Consider the following 13,863-nt stretch of genomic DNA (forward strand, 5'->3'; position numbering starts at 1 on the left):
CTAATGGATTATGTTTTCCAGATAAATTATAATTTTTTCAAAAATGTGTTTTTATCATCGAGCAATTTAAAATGGTCGGCTTCTTTTAATTCGAGGTCATTTTTACAAAGTTCTTTCAGCTTCTCTATGTCTTTACTCCACTTATATCCATCAAAATAAGAAAGCCCCTTGTGGTCTCTGATTTTATAGAGTGCTCCGGGTTTATAAGCAGTACCCAGATACACATATTGCAAGCCATTATCTTTAGCCCACCTGATAGCCCGCCACATCATCCATTTTCCTAACGAGTGCGTGCGCATATATTCTGTATCAAAGAACGCAAACCAGTAATGCAACACGGTGTTATCTAACGCGGCCAGAATAAACCCTAAGAATTTACCCTCAGACGTAAAACGCAAAATGTGTGTTCCTGTTTCTCTTGAAAGAATATATTGCCAGCGTTCGAGACTCATGTTATCATCGCCAATACGCTGTGAGATATATTCCTGACAAAAGTTTACAAACGCTGGGTCGTTCAGGTCGAAATCTTCTTTTCTGATTACTTCTAACGTTATTTGTAAAGGTTCAACCAAACGATTCACCCGACGGTTTTCGGAGGTATCATCAAAACTATCCAGTTCTACTCTAAGGCTTCTGGCCAGATAAAAAATATCGCCTTCAATTGTCAAGTCGCCTGTATAGGGCAAAAAACCTTTTTCATAGATTTCTGCCAGTTCGCTTTGCGATTCTTTCAAACAGTAAATCGCGTAGTCGAAAGTATAGTTTGAATAATTAACTCTGTTTTCTGAAAAGAATATTTTCATAAAAGACTTTTGTCTCAGGCTATCCGATTAAATTAATTACTTCTTCTGCAATTTCCCGCCCTGCATAAGGCTTTCCTAATTGATGGATATTCTTGCTGAGGTCATCCATGGCCTTAGGGTTGGCTGCTAGCTCAACTACTTTGTCGACCAGTATTGTTCTTGCTTCTGCATCTTTTACTAACCATGCGGCGTTGGCATTTACCAAACTGAGTGCATTGGCTGTCTGGTGGTCTTCGGCAGCAGCCGGAAACGGCACCAGTATAGAAGGTTTAGCCGCCAGACACAATTCAGATACTGACAAAGCTCCTGCCCTTGACACCACCAAGTCGGCAGCGGCATAGGCTAAATCCATTTCATAAATAAAGTCTGAAACAAAAACTCGTTTGGTTTGTAGGGCCTCAACCGCTGCTTTGGCCTGCTCGATGAACAGTTTGCCTGTTTGCCATACTACCTGTAAATCATTGGCAATGAGGTCGTTCAAACCTGCTGCTATCGATTCGTTAATTGTTTTTGCTCCCTGACTCCCACCTATAATGAGTAAGGTTTTACGTTCGGGGTCAAGCCCGAAATGTTTTAAAGCCTGCTCGCGTTTCGAGGCTGTTTCGATAATATCTTTTCTGACGGGATTTCCGGTAAGAACTATTTTTTCTTTCGGAAAAAAACGCTCCATGTTCGGGTACGCCACACATATTTTTCTGGCTTTTTTGGCCAATGATTTATTAGTTACGCCTGCAAACGAGTTTTGTTCCTGAATTAACGTAGGTACGCCCAAAAAATTGGCCATAATAAGCGTTGGCCCACTGGCATACCCTCCTACGCCGATGGCTATATCGGGCTTAAAGCCTTTGATAACCTTGTAGGTTTTCCAGAGGCTTTTTATCAGTTTAAATGGAAGCCCTATATTTGCCAGCATATTAGAACGGTTTATGCCTGCAATGGGTAGCCCAATAATCTGGTACCCTGCTTTTGGCACTTTTTCCATTTCCATTTTGCCTTCGGCTCCTACAAACAGGATTTCTACGTCAGGGTCTTTTGCTTTTAATTCGTTGGCAATAGCCACAGCAGGATAAATATGCCCGCCTGTGCCACCGCCCGAAATAATTATTTTAGCACCTTTTTTCATTCAGAAAGTTTACAAATCAAACAGTTTATTTGTGTAGTATGGTTAAGCTACTACCCGACCTTCGTCGTGTTCGCCTTTGGTTACACTCAATACAATACCTATGGCTACCGAGGTAAACAGGATTGAAGTTCCTCCCATACTCATTAATGGTAGGGTCTGGCCTGTAACCGGCCCTAAACCAACATTAATGAACATGTGTACAAAGGCTTGAAAGACAATACTAAACGTTAGCCCAACACAGAGTAAGCCCCCGAAGGCCCTGTTAGTATTTTCGACATTTTTTAGCCCCCGATACAACAACCAAAGATACATAAACATTACTAATATTGCCCCAATAAGCCCATATTCTTCCACAATAATGGCATAGATGTAATCCGAGAAAGCCTCTGGCAGGTAATTCCGCTGGAAACTTTTACCGGGCCCTATACCAATTGGGCCACCTCTGGCAATGGCAATCATGGCTTGGTCGCGCTGGTAGCTATCATCTCTGTCAGGATTTCCAATTACGCCATCACGATTCAAATCTACTTTACCAAATGCTTCAATACGCTCAAGCACTACTTGCCCACGCCCAAAGTCAACACCTTTGGTATAAAGATATATACTGATACCCAGTACTATTACCATTGTGCCTATAACAAAAGCCGCCATTCGGACCAGATACCGGCCCGGTACACGCCCTACCCACATAATAATGAAACAGGTAATGCCCAGTATAACAGCCGTTGAAAAGTTGGTAACAGCCAGCATTCCGCAAAGCAACCCACACCAGAAAATCAGCCCTACAAGGGTTTTCGGGTTGTATTCGACATTTTGCCGACGTGCCAGCATAGCCGCCAGATTGGTAATTAATACGAGCCGAACAAGGTCAGAAGACTGAAACGAAATACCAAAGATGTTAATCCACCGTTTGGTTCCACCCACAGTAGTACCAAAAAAATAGGTATACAATAGTATAATGGGGGTTATCCAGAGTAATAGTCTTGAAATACCGGCAAAGTTGGTATAGTTAATGCGGTGCATAAACCAGATTACCCCTAAGCCTAAGAGTAAATGAACGGTATGTGAAAGGAGGTAGCTTTCGGTGTTACCACCGGCTCTTTTGTAAGCAAGAGCAGAACTGGCACTGTATACTACTAGTATACTGAACAATGAAAGCACGGCGATAATAAACCAGATTTGCCAGTCGCCACGCAGTTTGTCTTTTAACCACGTTTCCATGACTTAAAAGCGGAAACACCGCGAATAAAGATTATAAGGATATAAGCACGATAATAACTTTTAAAAAGGGGATTTTATTACCCAGAATTAAAGTCATAACAAATGTAAATTATTTATACGGCAAAGAAAAAGAAAACAATGAAAATTTATTTAAAGACTTCTTTTTAACTGTTTAATGGCTTTTTTATTAGCATTTTATTAAGATAAACAAAATTTTCTTTGGTGGGTTTTTCTATCAATGTAACCGGTTATGGTTTATAATGTAGTAAGTCTCTTCAAGAATTTAATTTCTTAAAGAGACTTAGACCTATTGCTTTATACTTTTTATTTATCAGTCAGTTTGAGTTTATTGGCGGCTTTTACAATCAGGAAAAGCACCCAAGCAATGATAAAGAAATTAATAATAACACTAATAAAGTTACCATAATTGATAACAATGGCAGGAACAGCCTTGCCGGCGGCATCTACGGTAGCGGCTTTTAGTACTATACCTCCGGTTATACCACCATTAGTAAAAAAATTAACAACAGGCATAATAATGTCATCAACGAGCGATGTAGTTATTTTACCAAACGCTGCACCTATTACTACCCCAATGGCGAGGTCAAGAACATTGCCTTGCGCAATAAAAGTTTTAAATTCTTTTAGCATTGTTTTTCAGGCGTTTAAAAGTTTATTAATTTTTATAAAGTAAAGAGTAATCCTACGGCAAAGCCTTGGCTTATCTGGAACTTATCAATCTGGTCTCTGTCATAAATTCCTAAAAGTGTAAAGTTTATGTTCAGGTATTTATTTACTTTAGCCGTGGCAATGACGTTAATGTTATGGTCGATAGCATTTTTTTGTGGGGCTTCTTTCTTGGGGCTATATGCCAAAAAGCCCTGATAACGGAATTTCAGGTTTACATTTTTTGCAATGTCTTTATCAAAGGCTGCTACTAACTGAAACCCTGTTTCAACCAATACCTTTTTACCTTTAGCTACACCGTATGCTTTTTCAACTTTGTTATATTCTGTAAAATCAGTATAGACTTTGTTGCTCGCTACGAAGGTCTGGCGCAGGGTAGCACCACCTAATTGTAGCACAAAATATGATACTGGCTTATATTCAATACCTAAACCTTCTGATAAATACCCTGGCGATAAAAAGCTGGATATTGTTCTTTTCTGTTGGGTAGGCAGGCCATCGTTTTCATATACCACCCCGGGTGCAAACTGCGAAAGAAAGTTAATACCCCCAAACCAGTTTAGCTTAGGGCTTACTTTATGTGCATATTTGGCTTCCATAAACAGGCGGTCAATGCTTTTGGCACTTCTCTGGCCTTTGTTATTAACAGTACCAATCTGAAACTGGATGTCACTCACAAAAACGCCCTTGTTTTTATTATATTCGGCTCTGTTATTAAAAAGTGCGCCAATAGACCAGTTATTAATACCACCGCCTTGCCAGTTATTAAAGGCCGCTTGGCTGAAATTAATACCAAATTGTGTATTTCTGGGTTTCCAGAAACCAATTTTTAATGAATCGGCACGTGTTTTAGCATCTGCCAGACTTTTAACTTTTAGTGTGTCTTGCGCCCATAGTGTAGTTGTGGTAAGCATAACTACGACGAAACTTAGTAGTTTATTCATATTGCAAATTTGGGTTAGATTATGTTTGGTCAAAAACAAGTATGGCTAATCATTTTATGCGATTAGTATAACTGTGAAACAACAGGCTGATAAATACCGGAAGAACTAATGAGGACTCTTGCGTAGCTTGTAGGCCAAGAGTAAAAGCTGGCTGTACTAGTAATTAATCAAAAATTACAATTTTCTTCGACTGAAGTACCTGTAACGGAAAAATCGTTCTTGATTCTTCGGTCTGAAGCGTAATAGACGTATTGTCCATGCTGATAATTTCTCCTTTTACACCGTCTATTTCTATTATCTGCCCCTCTTTGTATTTATTTTTTGTATAAAACGACGAAATAATATTAAGCAATATTTCTTTTGAGGCAAAGCCGTAACCGATGGCAAATGCCAGAATAATACCTCCGATAAACAAATTAAAACTTGATTCTAACAGGCTTGTGTTAATACCTACCTGTGCTACTGCCTGAATCACGAAAATAATAAGCAGGAAAAAGAAAACTGCGGTTCCGATTAACTTGCCTGCGGCAATATTAAACGATTTACACAACGAAACCACAAAATTACGGAGAGTATCGGCCAACCATATACCTACAAATAACATAATACCAGCCGAAATCATTTTTGGTATAAACTCAACAAGTAGTTTTACCATGTCCGAAATGGCAGGTACACCTAAGGTATCAGCAGCCGGGCGCAAGATAAATATCAGAATAAAATAATAGAGAATTTTCGACACAACTGTGCTTACTTTTATCTCTAGTCTCATACTCTTGATAGGGTCAATCTGATTTAGTTTTTCTCCGACTCTATCTGCTCCAACCTGTTGAAGCATTTTTTTAGTAATTGCCGCTACAATTTTGGCTACCACCCAGCCAATGACCAGTATGGCTAAAGCACCAATAAAGTTATAGATGAAACCCATAAAACTTTTAATCAGGCTATTAAAGGTTTCCATCAGGGTTTCTACAAAAGTGGGTACTCGTTGGTTCATAGACACTCTCTATTTCAAAATTTTCAATACTATTCGTCTTTGGTCTCTTTTTGTTCCAATTCCTGCAATAACTTCACTCCTGCCACCATTGTTTCTCCTAGAAACATCTGCACAATTTGCATTATATCCCGAATCGCATCTATTTCTGCTGTTAACATTCCCTTTAAATGCTCAGGGGCTTGAGCGTTATCATCATCAATTTCTTGAAATGTATCGTTCATATCAAAACCATTTTATAGGAATAAAATTTACATTTCAAGGATATTGGTTTTAGTAATAGGCTTTTCCCTGAAACAATAAAGCGTTTGACGTTAAGCTATTTTCTCCAAAACCAAATAGCTTTGATGATAATAATAAGCAGAAATATAATGTTCTCCTTATAAATTTTCTTTAATTTTTCTTTAGTTCGCATTAAACGCATTTTCACAGCACTTTCAGTAATTTTTAACGTATCTGAAATTTCTTTAATACTGAAATCATCCTGATATTTCATCAATAAAATGGCGCGTTCGTCGGCATCGATTTTCTGTAAAGCTTTTTTCAAACCTTGTGTTTGCATATCAGCCAGTTCAAGGTCGTAGTTTTCGTCTTCGAGGTCAAAGTTTTCATCAAGAGCAATTTCGGCTTGCTTCTTCGACTGCCTCACTTGGTCCATACAATAGTTGTAGGTAATAGAATACAGCCATGTCGAAAACTTAGAATGTTCTTTAAAACTACCGATTTTTAAAACTACTCTCAAGAAAATATCATGTGTGAAGTCTTCAGCATGGGCTTCATTTTTAACAAAGGAGAGGCACTTTCTATAAACTTTATCAACATAACGGTCATAAAGTTCTTCAAAATAAATATTACGTTGAGTCTCGACGTATAAACGAACTAACTCTTCGTCTGCTACTACTTTAAAAGCTTTGTTTTTCAATTTTGACGGTGCGATTAAAAAAAAGTAACTATATGGTAAGAATTTTAATTTGGCTCAATAAAATTACAGAAAACGAAAAGCTTTTTATACCCTTATTTCGCTTTTAAAAGAATATACGAAAGTATTACGAAATAATTGGCATTTATGAATCAAATATTTATTTTTTTACTTAAAAAGACAAATATTTTATAAATAAAAATAGTATGCTTGCATAATATTTGCTTATTTTTATTAACTTTCGGCATTCAATTCTTCTTTTAAATTTTATTAAAACTATGTCTGCAAAAGAATATTTACAGAATACGGCTGCCCGACTAACTGCGGCAGAAATTGGCGATGTGAACACCACTTTACATTTTGAATTTGGCAATGATGCACAGTACTCAATGATTGTAGCTGACGGCAAAGCCGAGTTTAAAGAAGGGCTGGAAGGAAGCCCTGAATGTGTAGTGAAAGCTGACGCCGATGACTTTGTAAAAATAGTGAGCGGAGATATGAACCCTATGATGGCAATGATGATGGGTAAACTAAAAATATCGAATCCGGGGGCTATGATGAAATATGCCAAAATGCTAGGGCTTATGTAATAGCCAGTAATTGGCTTTTGTATTAGTAAAAAACTGTCTTGAACTCGTTTAAAGGTATAGTGTATTATGGCAAAGAATTTTTTCAATAAAAGAAATGTAAATTTTCTGCTTTATGAGGTACACAAAGCAGAAGACCTTGCACAGCATGGGTATTTCTCGGACCACAACCGGGAAACCTTCGATATGACTATCGATGCAGCTACCCAGATTGCCGAAAACCTTATGTTTCCGTTTTTAAAGGAGGTCGATAAAAACCAGCCTGAACTAAAAGACGGCAAAGTGAAGGTACACCCCGCTATCAGAAATTACCTGAAAGCCGTGGGCGAATCGGGTATTATCGGGGCCGATTTCAGTTATGAAAACGGAGGAGCCCAAATGCCCATGACTATTACCAGCACCGTAGGGTATATTCTGATGGCAGCCAATAACGGCATGATGTATACAGGCCTGACAGCCGGTGCAGCTCGTTTGATTGCTAATTTTGGGTCTGATGAATTAAAAGCAAAGTATATCGATAATATGATTTCTGGCAAATGGCAAGGCACTATGTGCCTGACCGAACCACAAGCCGGTAGCTCGTTATCAGATATTACTTCGTCTGCCGAACCTCTGGAAGATGGCACTTATAAAATAAGAGGCCAAAAAATATTTATTTCGGCCGGAGACCACGACGCCACCGAGAACATCATTCATTTATTTCTGGCGCGTATTAAAGGTGCCCCCAAAGGCACTAAGGGTATTTCGTTGTTTGTGGTACCAAAATACCATGCCGACGGTACCGAGAATGACATTACCTCAATGGGTATTTACCATAAAATGGGGCAAAAGGGCGTGCCAGCCATGCACTTGGGTTTTGGCGACAATGCCGACAACTGCATAGGATTTCTGGTAGGTGAGCCAAACAAGGGCTTATCATATATGTTCCAGATGATGAACGAAGCACGCATTGGCGTAGGGCTTACAGGGGCCGCCATTACTTCGGCCGCATATTACGCTGCTTTAGAGTATGCCAAAGAACGCCCGCAAAGCCGCCGCCTCAACCTCAAAACGGCTTTGGATACCCCACAGATTCCTATTATTCAGCATCCTGATGTGAAACGAATGCTTCTTTTCCAGAAGTCGGTCGTGGAGGGGTCATTATCTCTATTACTGGAAACATCGAGGTATTTCGATTTGGCTGAAGCCTCTGACGACCCCGAAGAAAAAGAAAACGCGCATTTATTACTCGAGCTACTTACTCCTATTGCTAAAACATTCCCGTGTGAGTACGGCATGAAAGCTATTAGTGATGCGGTGCAATGCTTTGGTGGCTATGGTTTTACAGAAGATTTTCCGGTAGAGCAATATTACAGAGATGTACGTATTACACCTATTTATGAAGGTACTACGGGGATTCAGTCGCAGGATTTACTGGGGCGTAAAGTTACGCTAGCTGGTGGCAAAACGCTGCAATTACTGGCACAGGAGTTTGGTAAAACTATTACGGCAGCTTCGGCCTACGATGAATTAAAGAAATACGCTAATCTGCTTCAGGAAAACGCCAGCCGCTTACAGGCTGTAACCAAACACTTACTGGAGATTGCCGGAACGGGCGACATAGAAAAATTCTTGTCAGATGCTACTTTATATATGGAGATGTTCAGCTTAAACGTAGTAGCATGGCAATGGCTGAAACAGGCTATTGTTGCCAAACAGGCGTTATTAACTGGCACAGGAAATAACGATGAAGAAGAATTTTATGAAAGTAAAATTCATACCATGAAATACTTCTTCCATTATGAGTTACCTAAAACGCTAGGTTTGGCTACTCGCCTGACAGACACAGAAGTACTGACAATTATGACAGAAAGAGAAGTTGTAATGTAATAAAAAATTACAAGGGATGGCTACCATTAACCATCCCTTGTAATTGTATTGATTTAAAAGTTTTTAATTAGTCGATTTCACCGAACCTGCTCCGGAGGTATTAGCTACTACCGACGAAGCCCCGCCTTTATAGCGTACACTACTTGCCCCACTGGCTTCTGCAACAATTTTACTGGTTACATATAATTTTACACCACTGGCACCTGACGCATCTACGTTTGCTACGGCTGTTTTAAAGTCAAAAGCGTTAATGGTAGATGCACCTGATACATCGGCATTTATATGGTCTCCGTTACCCGTAATGGTCAGGCTCGAAGCGCCCGAACAATCTATCGAAAGATTTTTGGCATCTACATCAACCGTAGCCTGCGATGCCCCCGACACATCAAGCGCAAGTTTTTCTCCACTAAAACCTGTTACCTTTGCTTTACTAGCACCAGAAAAACTAGCACCCACCAGCTTAGGCATGGTAATGGTTACATATACTTCTTTACGGTTCTTCCAGCCACCCCAGTTATTAGGATACCCAACACTTAATTTACCATTCGATACCTTTACGATGAGGTCTTTCAGGTCTTGCTCACGTCCGGCAACATCCACCTTAAAATCATTTGATTTTGATACAGTAATAACGAAAGCACTTCCGAGGTCAATTTTGTCGAAACCTGAAACATCAAACGAACGTTTCGATTCTTGTGCAAAAGTAGCCGAAGCAAAAAAGGCAAGTAAAATAAAAAGCTTTTTCATGATTTTGGTATAGTTTATGTACGTACAATACAATAGATGATAAAAATAGAAAAAGGTTGCACAGAAGCCCGAAATTATTTTCTCTCATATATTCTTGCTTTCCGAATATCTGCACTGCTTTGTATTGTGTGTTTTTTTGTAAATCAACTTTTCAGCCATTGCGAATCTAACAAAACAAAAAAGCCATCCTTTTACAAGGACAGCTTTTAAGAATATTTTATTTGGTCAAATAATAAATATTATTTGTTCAGAATCATTTTCTGGAATAAAACTTTTTTCGAGTTTTCTCTCATTACTCTTACTGTTAATTCAGTAGCTGGGAGGTTTTCTGGTAGTAAGTATGCTTTACGAAGTTCTCTTACGGTACCTTCTTTGTGCATAATTTTGCCACCATCTTGGTTTGTAATATCTACAACGATTTTTTCTGTATCATCCATTCCTGTAAGTTTCAGGAAGAACTCGCCCTCTGTCGGGTTCGGATACACCCCAATTGCAGCCTGAACATTGCGGCTTCTGGCTAATGTGAAAAGCGTACCGCTTTTAAGGTCTGTTGCCGACGAAAGCTCTGAACCTTCTGCAATAGCCCATGTTCCTCTGTTCAGATAAGCAACGCCATCAAGGTCTGAGTTGTTATTGAACGAAACCTGAGCCGATGCTTTCATCGATTCTGATTTAAGCGACCAGTATTCGTTTTTGTTTATGTCATCAATACCTTCCGAAACTTGTTCTGATACATTCAGCGGGCTTCTGTAAAGATATGAGGCAGTTAGAACCTGATTTTCGTTGCTTCTGGCTACTGAAAAAGAGCGGAAATTAGTACCATCGCCAAGAGGGAACTCAAATGCTTCGTTTCCTTCTTTGCTTATTACTCCTTTTACGTGCGAAAAGTCTGAAGCACCGCTGTATCTGCTTCCATTACTGAAAACCAGTGGGCTTGATGAAGACGACTCAAGCACACCTCTACGGAAAGATAATCCTTCGTTGATACGAAGAGGGGCTTCAAGTTTTAAATCATTATCTAGAAATAACTGACCAAATGTCAATTCTTTTGAACTCTTAAGAATTTGAGGAGAGTTGCCATCAAAAACAACGGTTCCTGATGATTCTACTGTACTAAGGTTGTCGAAATTCTTCTGAAAGTGGACTTTACCTTTGTTGGTAAATTTTCCTTCGTTGGTTACATCTGTATTAAAGCTTACAACTGCCCCTTCGCTTACAAAGAACTCAGCATTGCTAACTACCTGTGCTTGTAGCTGAGTAGCAACAAGGCATACTCCAAGAGAGTAGATGATTTTTTTCATATAATCCTGCTTTTTTCTGTTTTCCGATTATAAAATTAATGAGTGTTGGCTAGAAGAAAAAATTTTTCTTCTAAATTTTATTAAATGGTAAATAAGTAATTGGGCAGGTAATGGTTTGTGTGTAATTTAGTCATAAGATTCTTCGTGTATCGTTGTTTATCTGCATTTTACAGTACAATAATCATTCCATAATGGTTGTGTGCCAAAATTTATTTTTCGTTAGTACAGTTTTACCTTATTTACCATGAATGTCCAGACCAATGCTAAAATAGCTATCAGAGCAAAGGCAAACGGCAAGCTGATACTCTTTGATACAAACCCGATTAATACTGGCCCTGCCAGAAAGCCCCCCATGCTAAATGTATTCATGGTTGCAAGACCTGCGCCTTTTGCCATACCGGGTACTCTTGCCGAACTTCCGTAGAGAATCGGGGCTCCGCATGACACCCCTGCCCCTACCATTGCAAAACCTAAAATGGCGGTAAGCGTGTACGGGGCTGCAATAGCCAGCAGAATTCCGCACGAGGCCATAATACCTCCTACTCGCAACACGGCATTACCACCATAACGCGGAATGAGCGCATCGCCCGCAAAACGCCCCAGCGACATACAAAATGAGTATCCGGCCAAGCCCCAGCCAATGAAATAATCCTGCGTTTTTACTACGTCCCGCATATAAACGGCTGTCCAGTCGGCCATTGTACCTTCAGTGATGTTTGTACAAAGGCTTATCAGAATCATCAGAAGTAGCGGGCCCTTCGGGAAAACAAATTTTGCACCCTCGTTATTTTCAATTTTCTCCTCATGGATACTCAGCACCGTAGGGCGAATAAAAAAAGCCAGCAGAATAAAAACACCTGCAAGCAGCCACATGTGGTAAGATGGCAGAATTTTCATGCCTTGTGTAAAACTTGCCAGTACAGAACCCAGCATTAACCCACCGCTGAACATTCCGTGGCAAGTTGACATAATATTGATACTATATTGATGCTCCAGACTGGTAACACAGGTGTTCATGGCTACATTAGTGGTAGAAATACTGATACCTACCAGTAATAAGCTCAAACCCACTAGCGGCAGGTAGTCCATACTGACGGGCATGGCATACACTATTGACATGAAAATTAAGCCTGCAATAGTAGTGTTACGCATTCCAAAACGATTAATCAGAATGGTTGTGAAAGGATTCATGGCAGCGGCACCCAAAGGCATACACAACAACAAAAGCCCTAGTTGTGCATCGTCGAGGGCATATTTCTGTTTTACAAACGGAATAAGTGTTGCCCAGCTACCAAATAAAATACCCATAGCCGTAAAAACCATAGCAACCGCAAGGCTCTGACGGTGAAAGAAAAAAGTAGATAAGTGTTTAAACATAAATTAAAGTACAGAAAGGCATCCATAGTAAGTATACTCTGTTATATACTTATGGGTTGCCTGATAATACGCTTTTGAACCAGAATTATTTTAATCAGCGTTTTATGCTGTAATCTCAATTCTGTTTTTTTCGGGGTCGAGTATTACGCTTTCATAATAGCCGTCACCCGTCCAGCGGGGTTCTCCTACAATTTCAAAGCTATCATTCCTGAATATTTCAGTAAGTGCATCCACTTGCTCTTTACTACCGACCGAAACAGCAAAATGGGTAAGCCCCATAAATTGCTGAGCAATACCCTGAGAAGATTCAGTTATGCCGGGCATTTGCATGAGTTCAAGCCTCGCCCCTGACTCAAACGAAATAAAATAGGATTCAAAGTTTTTTTTATCGTTCCGGTATTTTTCGTTTGCTTTTCCTGCGAAATACTTTTCATAAAAACCTTTCATCAGTTCAAGGTCTTTGACCCAGATAGCCACGTGTTCAATTTTCATGTATCGAATAAGGTTTTTATTTTATCAAAGGTTAGCCCTTCGTAATTAAGTATATAGTCATCACAAACGGGGAGTTCTTCTTTTTTATAAGTACTCAATACCCCTATTACCTTTGCTCCTGCTGCTTTTCCGGCTGATACCCCTGAGTGAGAATCTTCAAAAACAAGGCATCTTTGAGGAGAAATACCCAGATTCGAGGCTGATTTAAGGTATACTTCGGGGTTAGGCTTATGATGAAGTACGTCGGCACTTGACAACAGCGACTGCATTTTATCGGCTAAAGGCAGCTTGCTTAAAATCAGTTGCAGGTTTTCAACAGGGGCCGAAGTGGCTATGCCTGTTTTTATGCCATTTACTTTCAGGTCATCAATAAAGGTAAGTAGCCCATTAATAGGCACTACTTCGGGTTCGTACAGTTGTCTGAAAAGTGCTTCCTTTTCATATTCCATCTGCATAAACTCTTCTCCTATCACATCGCGCTTCAAAAAGTATTTCAGAATATAACTGTTACTTTTGCCATACATGTGGGCAATGAACTCTTCTTCGGTAGCGTCGATTTCGTATTTTTTCAGGAAAGACTTCCAAGCTAGAGAGTGGTGGGGGTTAGTGTCACAAATGACACCATCCATATCAAAAATTACTGCAAATGATGTTTCCAATATTTCACTTTTTTTTGCAAAATTAGCGTTTTTCGCTGGGGTTCGCTACTCATTTATTTACTAATAATGATACCCGATTGATAATTATATTGTTCAAAAATCTTAATTTTGCAACGTACCCACCTGTAAATAAATAAGATACC

At 39.5% G+C, this 13,863-nt stretch carries 15 protein-coding genes; 2 read left to right on the forward strand and 13 right to left on the reverse strand.

What is annotated here, in order from left to right:
- Nucleotides 1-26: 26 nt before the first annotated feature.
- The 8 genes from WAA15_RS05680 to WAA15_RS05715 all read right to left on the reverse strand — a co-directional run bounded on the left by WAA15_RS05680 (nt 27) and on the right by WAA15_RS05715 (nt 6,691).
- Nucleotides 27-803 (reverse strand): GNAT family N-acetyltransferase, encoded by a 777-nt coding sequence (locus WAA15_RS05680; RefSeq protein WP_337041618.1) that lies wholly within the window; start codon nt 801-803, stop codon nt 27-29.
- Between the two features lie 19 nt (nt 804-822).
- Nucleotides 823-1,926: an undecaprenyldiphospho-muramoylpentapeptide beta-N-acetylglucosaminyltransferase gene (gene murG / locus WAA15_RS05685; RefSeq protein ID WP_337041619.1), complete on the reverse strand. Its 1,104-nt coding sequence runs from the start codon at nt 1,924-1,926 to the stop codon at nt 823-825.
- A gap of 42 nt (nt 1,927-1,968) precedes the next feature.
- Nucleotides 1,969-3,147, reverse strand: coding sequence for an FtsW/RodA/SpoVE family cell cycle protein (locus WAA15_RS05690; protein ID WP_337041620.1), 1,179 nt, complete (start codon nt 3,145-3,147; stop codon nt 1,969-1,971).
- Nucleotides 3,148-3,471: 324 nt separating this feature from the next.
- Nucleotides 3,472-3,798, reverse strand: a complete 327-nt coding sequence (gene mscL, locus WAA15_RS05695; RefSeq protein ID WP_337041621.1) for a large conductance mechanosensitive channel protein MscL — start codon at nt 3,796-3,798, stop codon at nt 3,472-3,474.
- 32 nt (nt 3,799-3,830) lie between these two features.
- Nucleotides 3,831-4,778 carry a DUF3078 domain-containing protein gene (locus WAA15_RS05700; RefSeq protein ID WP_337041623.1) on the reverse strand — a complete coding sequence of 316 codons (948 nt, stop codon included), beginning with the start codon at nt 4,776-4,778 and terminating at the stop codon, nt 3,831-3,833.
- A gap of 163 nt (nt 4,779-4,941) precedes the next feature.
- Entirely contained in the window at nt 4,942-5,772 is an 831-nt protein-coding gene (locus tag WAA15_RS05705) for a mechanosensitive ion channel family protein (protein WP_337041624.1), read from the reverse strand.
- Between the two features lie 29 nt (nt 5,773-5,801).
- Nucleotides 5,802-5,993: a hypothetical protein gene (locus WAA15_RS05710; RefSeq protein WP_337041625.1), complete on the reverse strand. Its 192-nt coding sequence runs from the start codon at nt 5,991-5,993 to the stop codon at nt 5,802-5,804.
- Between the two features lie 95 nt (nt 5,994-6,088).
- Nucleotides 6,089-6,691 (reverse strand): RNA polymerase sigma factor, encoded by a 603-nt coding sequence (locus tag WAA15_RS05715; RefSeq protein WP_337041627.1) that lies wholly within the window; start codon nt 6,689-6,691, stop codon nt 6,089-6,091.
- Nucleotides 6,692-6,966: 275 nt separating this feature from the next.
- Here WAA15_RS05715 and WAA15_RS05720 point away from each other — a divergent pair, with 275 nt between their 5' ends.
- Together WAA15_RS05720 and WAA15_RS05725 are read left to right on the forward strand one after the other, a co-directional pair.
- Nucleotides 6,967-7,278 carry an SCP2 sterol-binding domain-containing protein gene (locus tag WAA15_RS05720; protein WP_337041628.1) on the forward strand — a complete coding sequence of 104 codons (312 nt, stop codon included), beginning with the start codon at nt 6,967-6,969 and terminating at the stop codon, nt 7,276-7,278.
- Between the two features lie 66 nt (nt 7,279-7,344).
- Entirely contained in the window at nt 7,345-9,144 is a 1,800-nt protein-coding gene (locus WAA15_RS05725) for an acyl-CoA dehydrogenase (RefSeq protein ID WP_337041630.1), read from the forward strand.
- A gap of 63 nt (nt 9,145-9,207) precedes the next feature.
- Here the strand turns inward: WAA15_RS05725 and WAA15_RS05730 are convergent, their stop codons facing one another.
- The 5 genes from WAA15_RS05730 to WAA15_RS05750 form a co-directional block, all read right to left on the reverse strand.
- The gene (locus tag WAA15_RS05730) at nt 9,208-9,891 is read right to left on the reverse strand and encodes a head GIN domain-containing protein (protein ID WP_337041631.1); all 684 of its coding nucleotides are present in this window, start codon (nt 9,889-9,891) and stop codon (nt 9,208-9,210) included.
- Between the two features lie 239 nt (nt 9,892-10,130).
- On the reverse strand, nt 10,131-11,192 hold the full coding sequence (locus WAA15_RS05735) for a hypothetical protein (protein ID WP_337041632.1): 1,062 nt from the start codon (nt 11,190-11,192) through the stop codon (nt 10,131-10,133).
- 219 nt (nt 11,193-11,411) lie between these two features.
- Nucleotides 11,412-12,569: an MFS transporter gene (locus WAA15_RS05740; protein ID WP_337041633.1), complete on the reverse strand. Its 1,158-nt coding sequence runs from the start codon at nt 12,567-12,569 to the stop codon at nt 11,412-11,414.
- A gap of 102 nt (nt 12,570-12,671) precedes the next feature.
- Nucleotides 12,672-13,061, reverse strand: coding sequence for a VOC family protein (locus WAA15_RS05745; protein WP_337041635.1), 390 nt, complete (start codon nt 13,059-13,061; stop codon nt 12,672-12,674).
- Nucleotides 13,058-13,720: an HAD family hydrolase gene (locus tag WAA15_RS05750; protein ID WP_337041636.1), complete on the reverse strand. Its 663-nt coding sequence runs from the start codon at nt 13,718-13,720 to the stop codon at nt 13,058-13,060. The genes WAA15_RS05745 and WAA15_RS05750 overlap by 4 nt, the downstream gene beginning before the upstream one ends.
- Nucleotides 13,721-13,863 lie beyond the last annotated feature (143 nt).

The sequence above is a fragment of the Emticicia sp. 17c genome, assembly GCF_037153985.1.
Taxonomy (GTDB): domain Bacteria; phylum Bacteroidota; class Bacteroidia; order Cytophagales; family Spirosomataceae; genus Emticicia.

Excerpts from the sequence above, each read along its gene's own strand:
- WAA15_RS05720 (WP_337041628.1), top strand. The coding sequence starts at position 6,967 with ATGTCTGCAAAAGAATATTTACAGAATACGGCTGCCCGACTAACTGCG.
- WAA15_RS05725 (WP_337041630.1), top strand. The coding sequence starts at position 7,345 with ATGGCAAAGAATTTTTTCAATAAAAGAAATGTAAATTTTCTGCTTTAT.
- WAA15_RS05740 (WP_337041633.1), bottom strand. The coding sequence starts at position 12,569 with ATGTTTAAACACTTATCTACTTTTTTCTTTCACCGTCAGAGCCTTGCG.
- mscL (WP_337041621.1), bottom strand. The coding sequence starts at position 3,798 with ATGCTAAAAGAATTTAAAACTTTTATTGCGCAAGGCAATGTTCTTGAC.
- WAA15_RS05690 (WP_337041620.1), bottom strand. The coding sequence starts at position 3,147 with ATGGAAACGTGGTTAAAAGACAAACTGCGTGGCGACTGGCAAATCTGG.
- WAA15_RS05700 (WP_337041623.1), bottom strand. The coding sequence starts at position 4,778 with ATGAATAAACTACTAAGTTTCGTCGTAGTTATGCTTACCACAACTACA.
- WAA15_RS05710 (WP_337041625.1), bottom strand. The coding sequence starts at position 5,993 with ATGAACGATACATTTCAAGAAATTGATGATGATAACGCTCAAGCCCCT.
- WAA15_RS05735 (WP_337041632.1), bottom strand. The coding sequence starts at position 11,192 with ATGAAAAAAATCATCTACTCTCTTGGAGTATGCCTTGTTGCTACTCAG.
- WAA15_RS05680 (WP_337041618.1), bottom strand. The coding sequence starts at position 803 with ATGAAAATATTCTTTTCAGAAAACAGAGTTAATTATTCAAACTATACT.
- WAA15_RS05730 (WP_337041631.1), bottom strand. The coding sequence starts at position 9,891 with ATGAAAAAGCTTTTTATTTTACTTGCCTTTTTTGCTTCGGCTACTTTT.
- WAA15_RS05745 (WP_337041635.1), bottom strand. The coding sequence starts at position 13,061 with ATGAAAATTGAACACGTGGCTATCTGGGTCAAAGACCTTGAACTGATG.
- WAA15_RS05705 (WP_337041624.1), bottom strand. The coding sequence starts at position 5,772 with ATGAACCAACGAGTACCCACTTTTGTAGAAACCCTGATGGAAACCTTT.
- murG (WP_337041619.1), bottom strand. The coding sequence starts at position 1,926 with ATGAAAAAAGGTGCTAAAATAATTATTTCGGGCGGTGGCACAGGCGGG.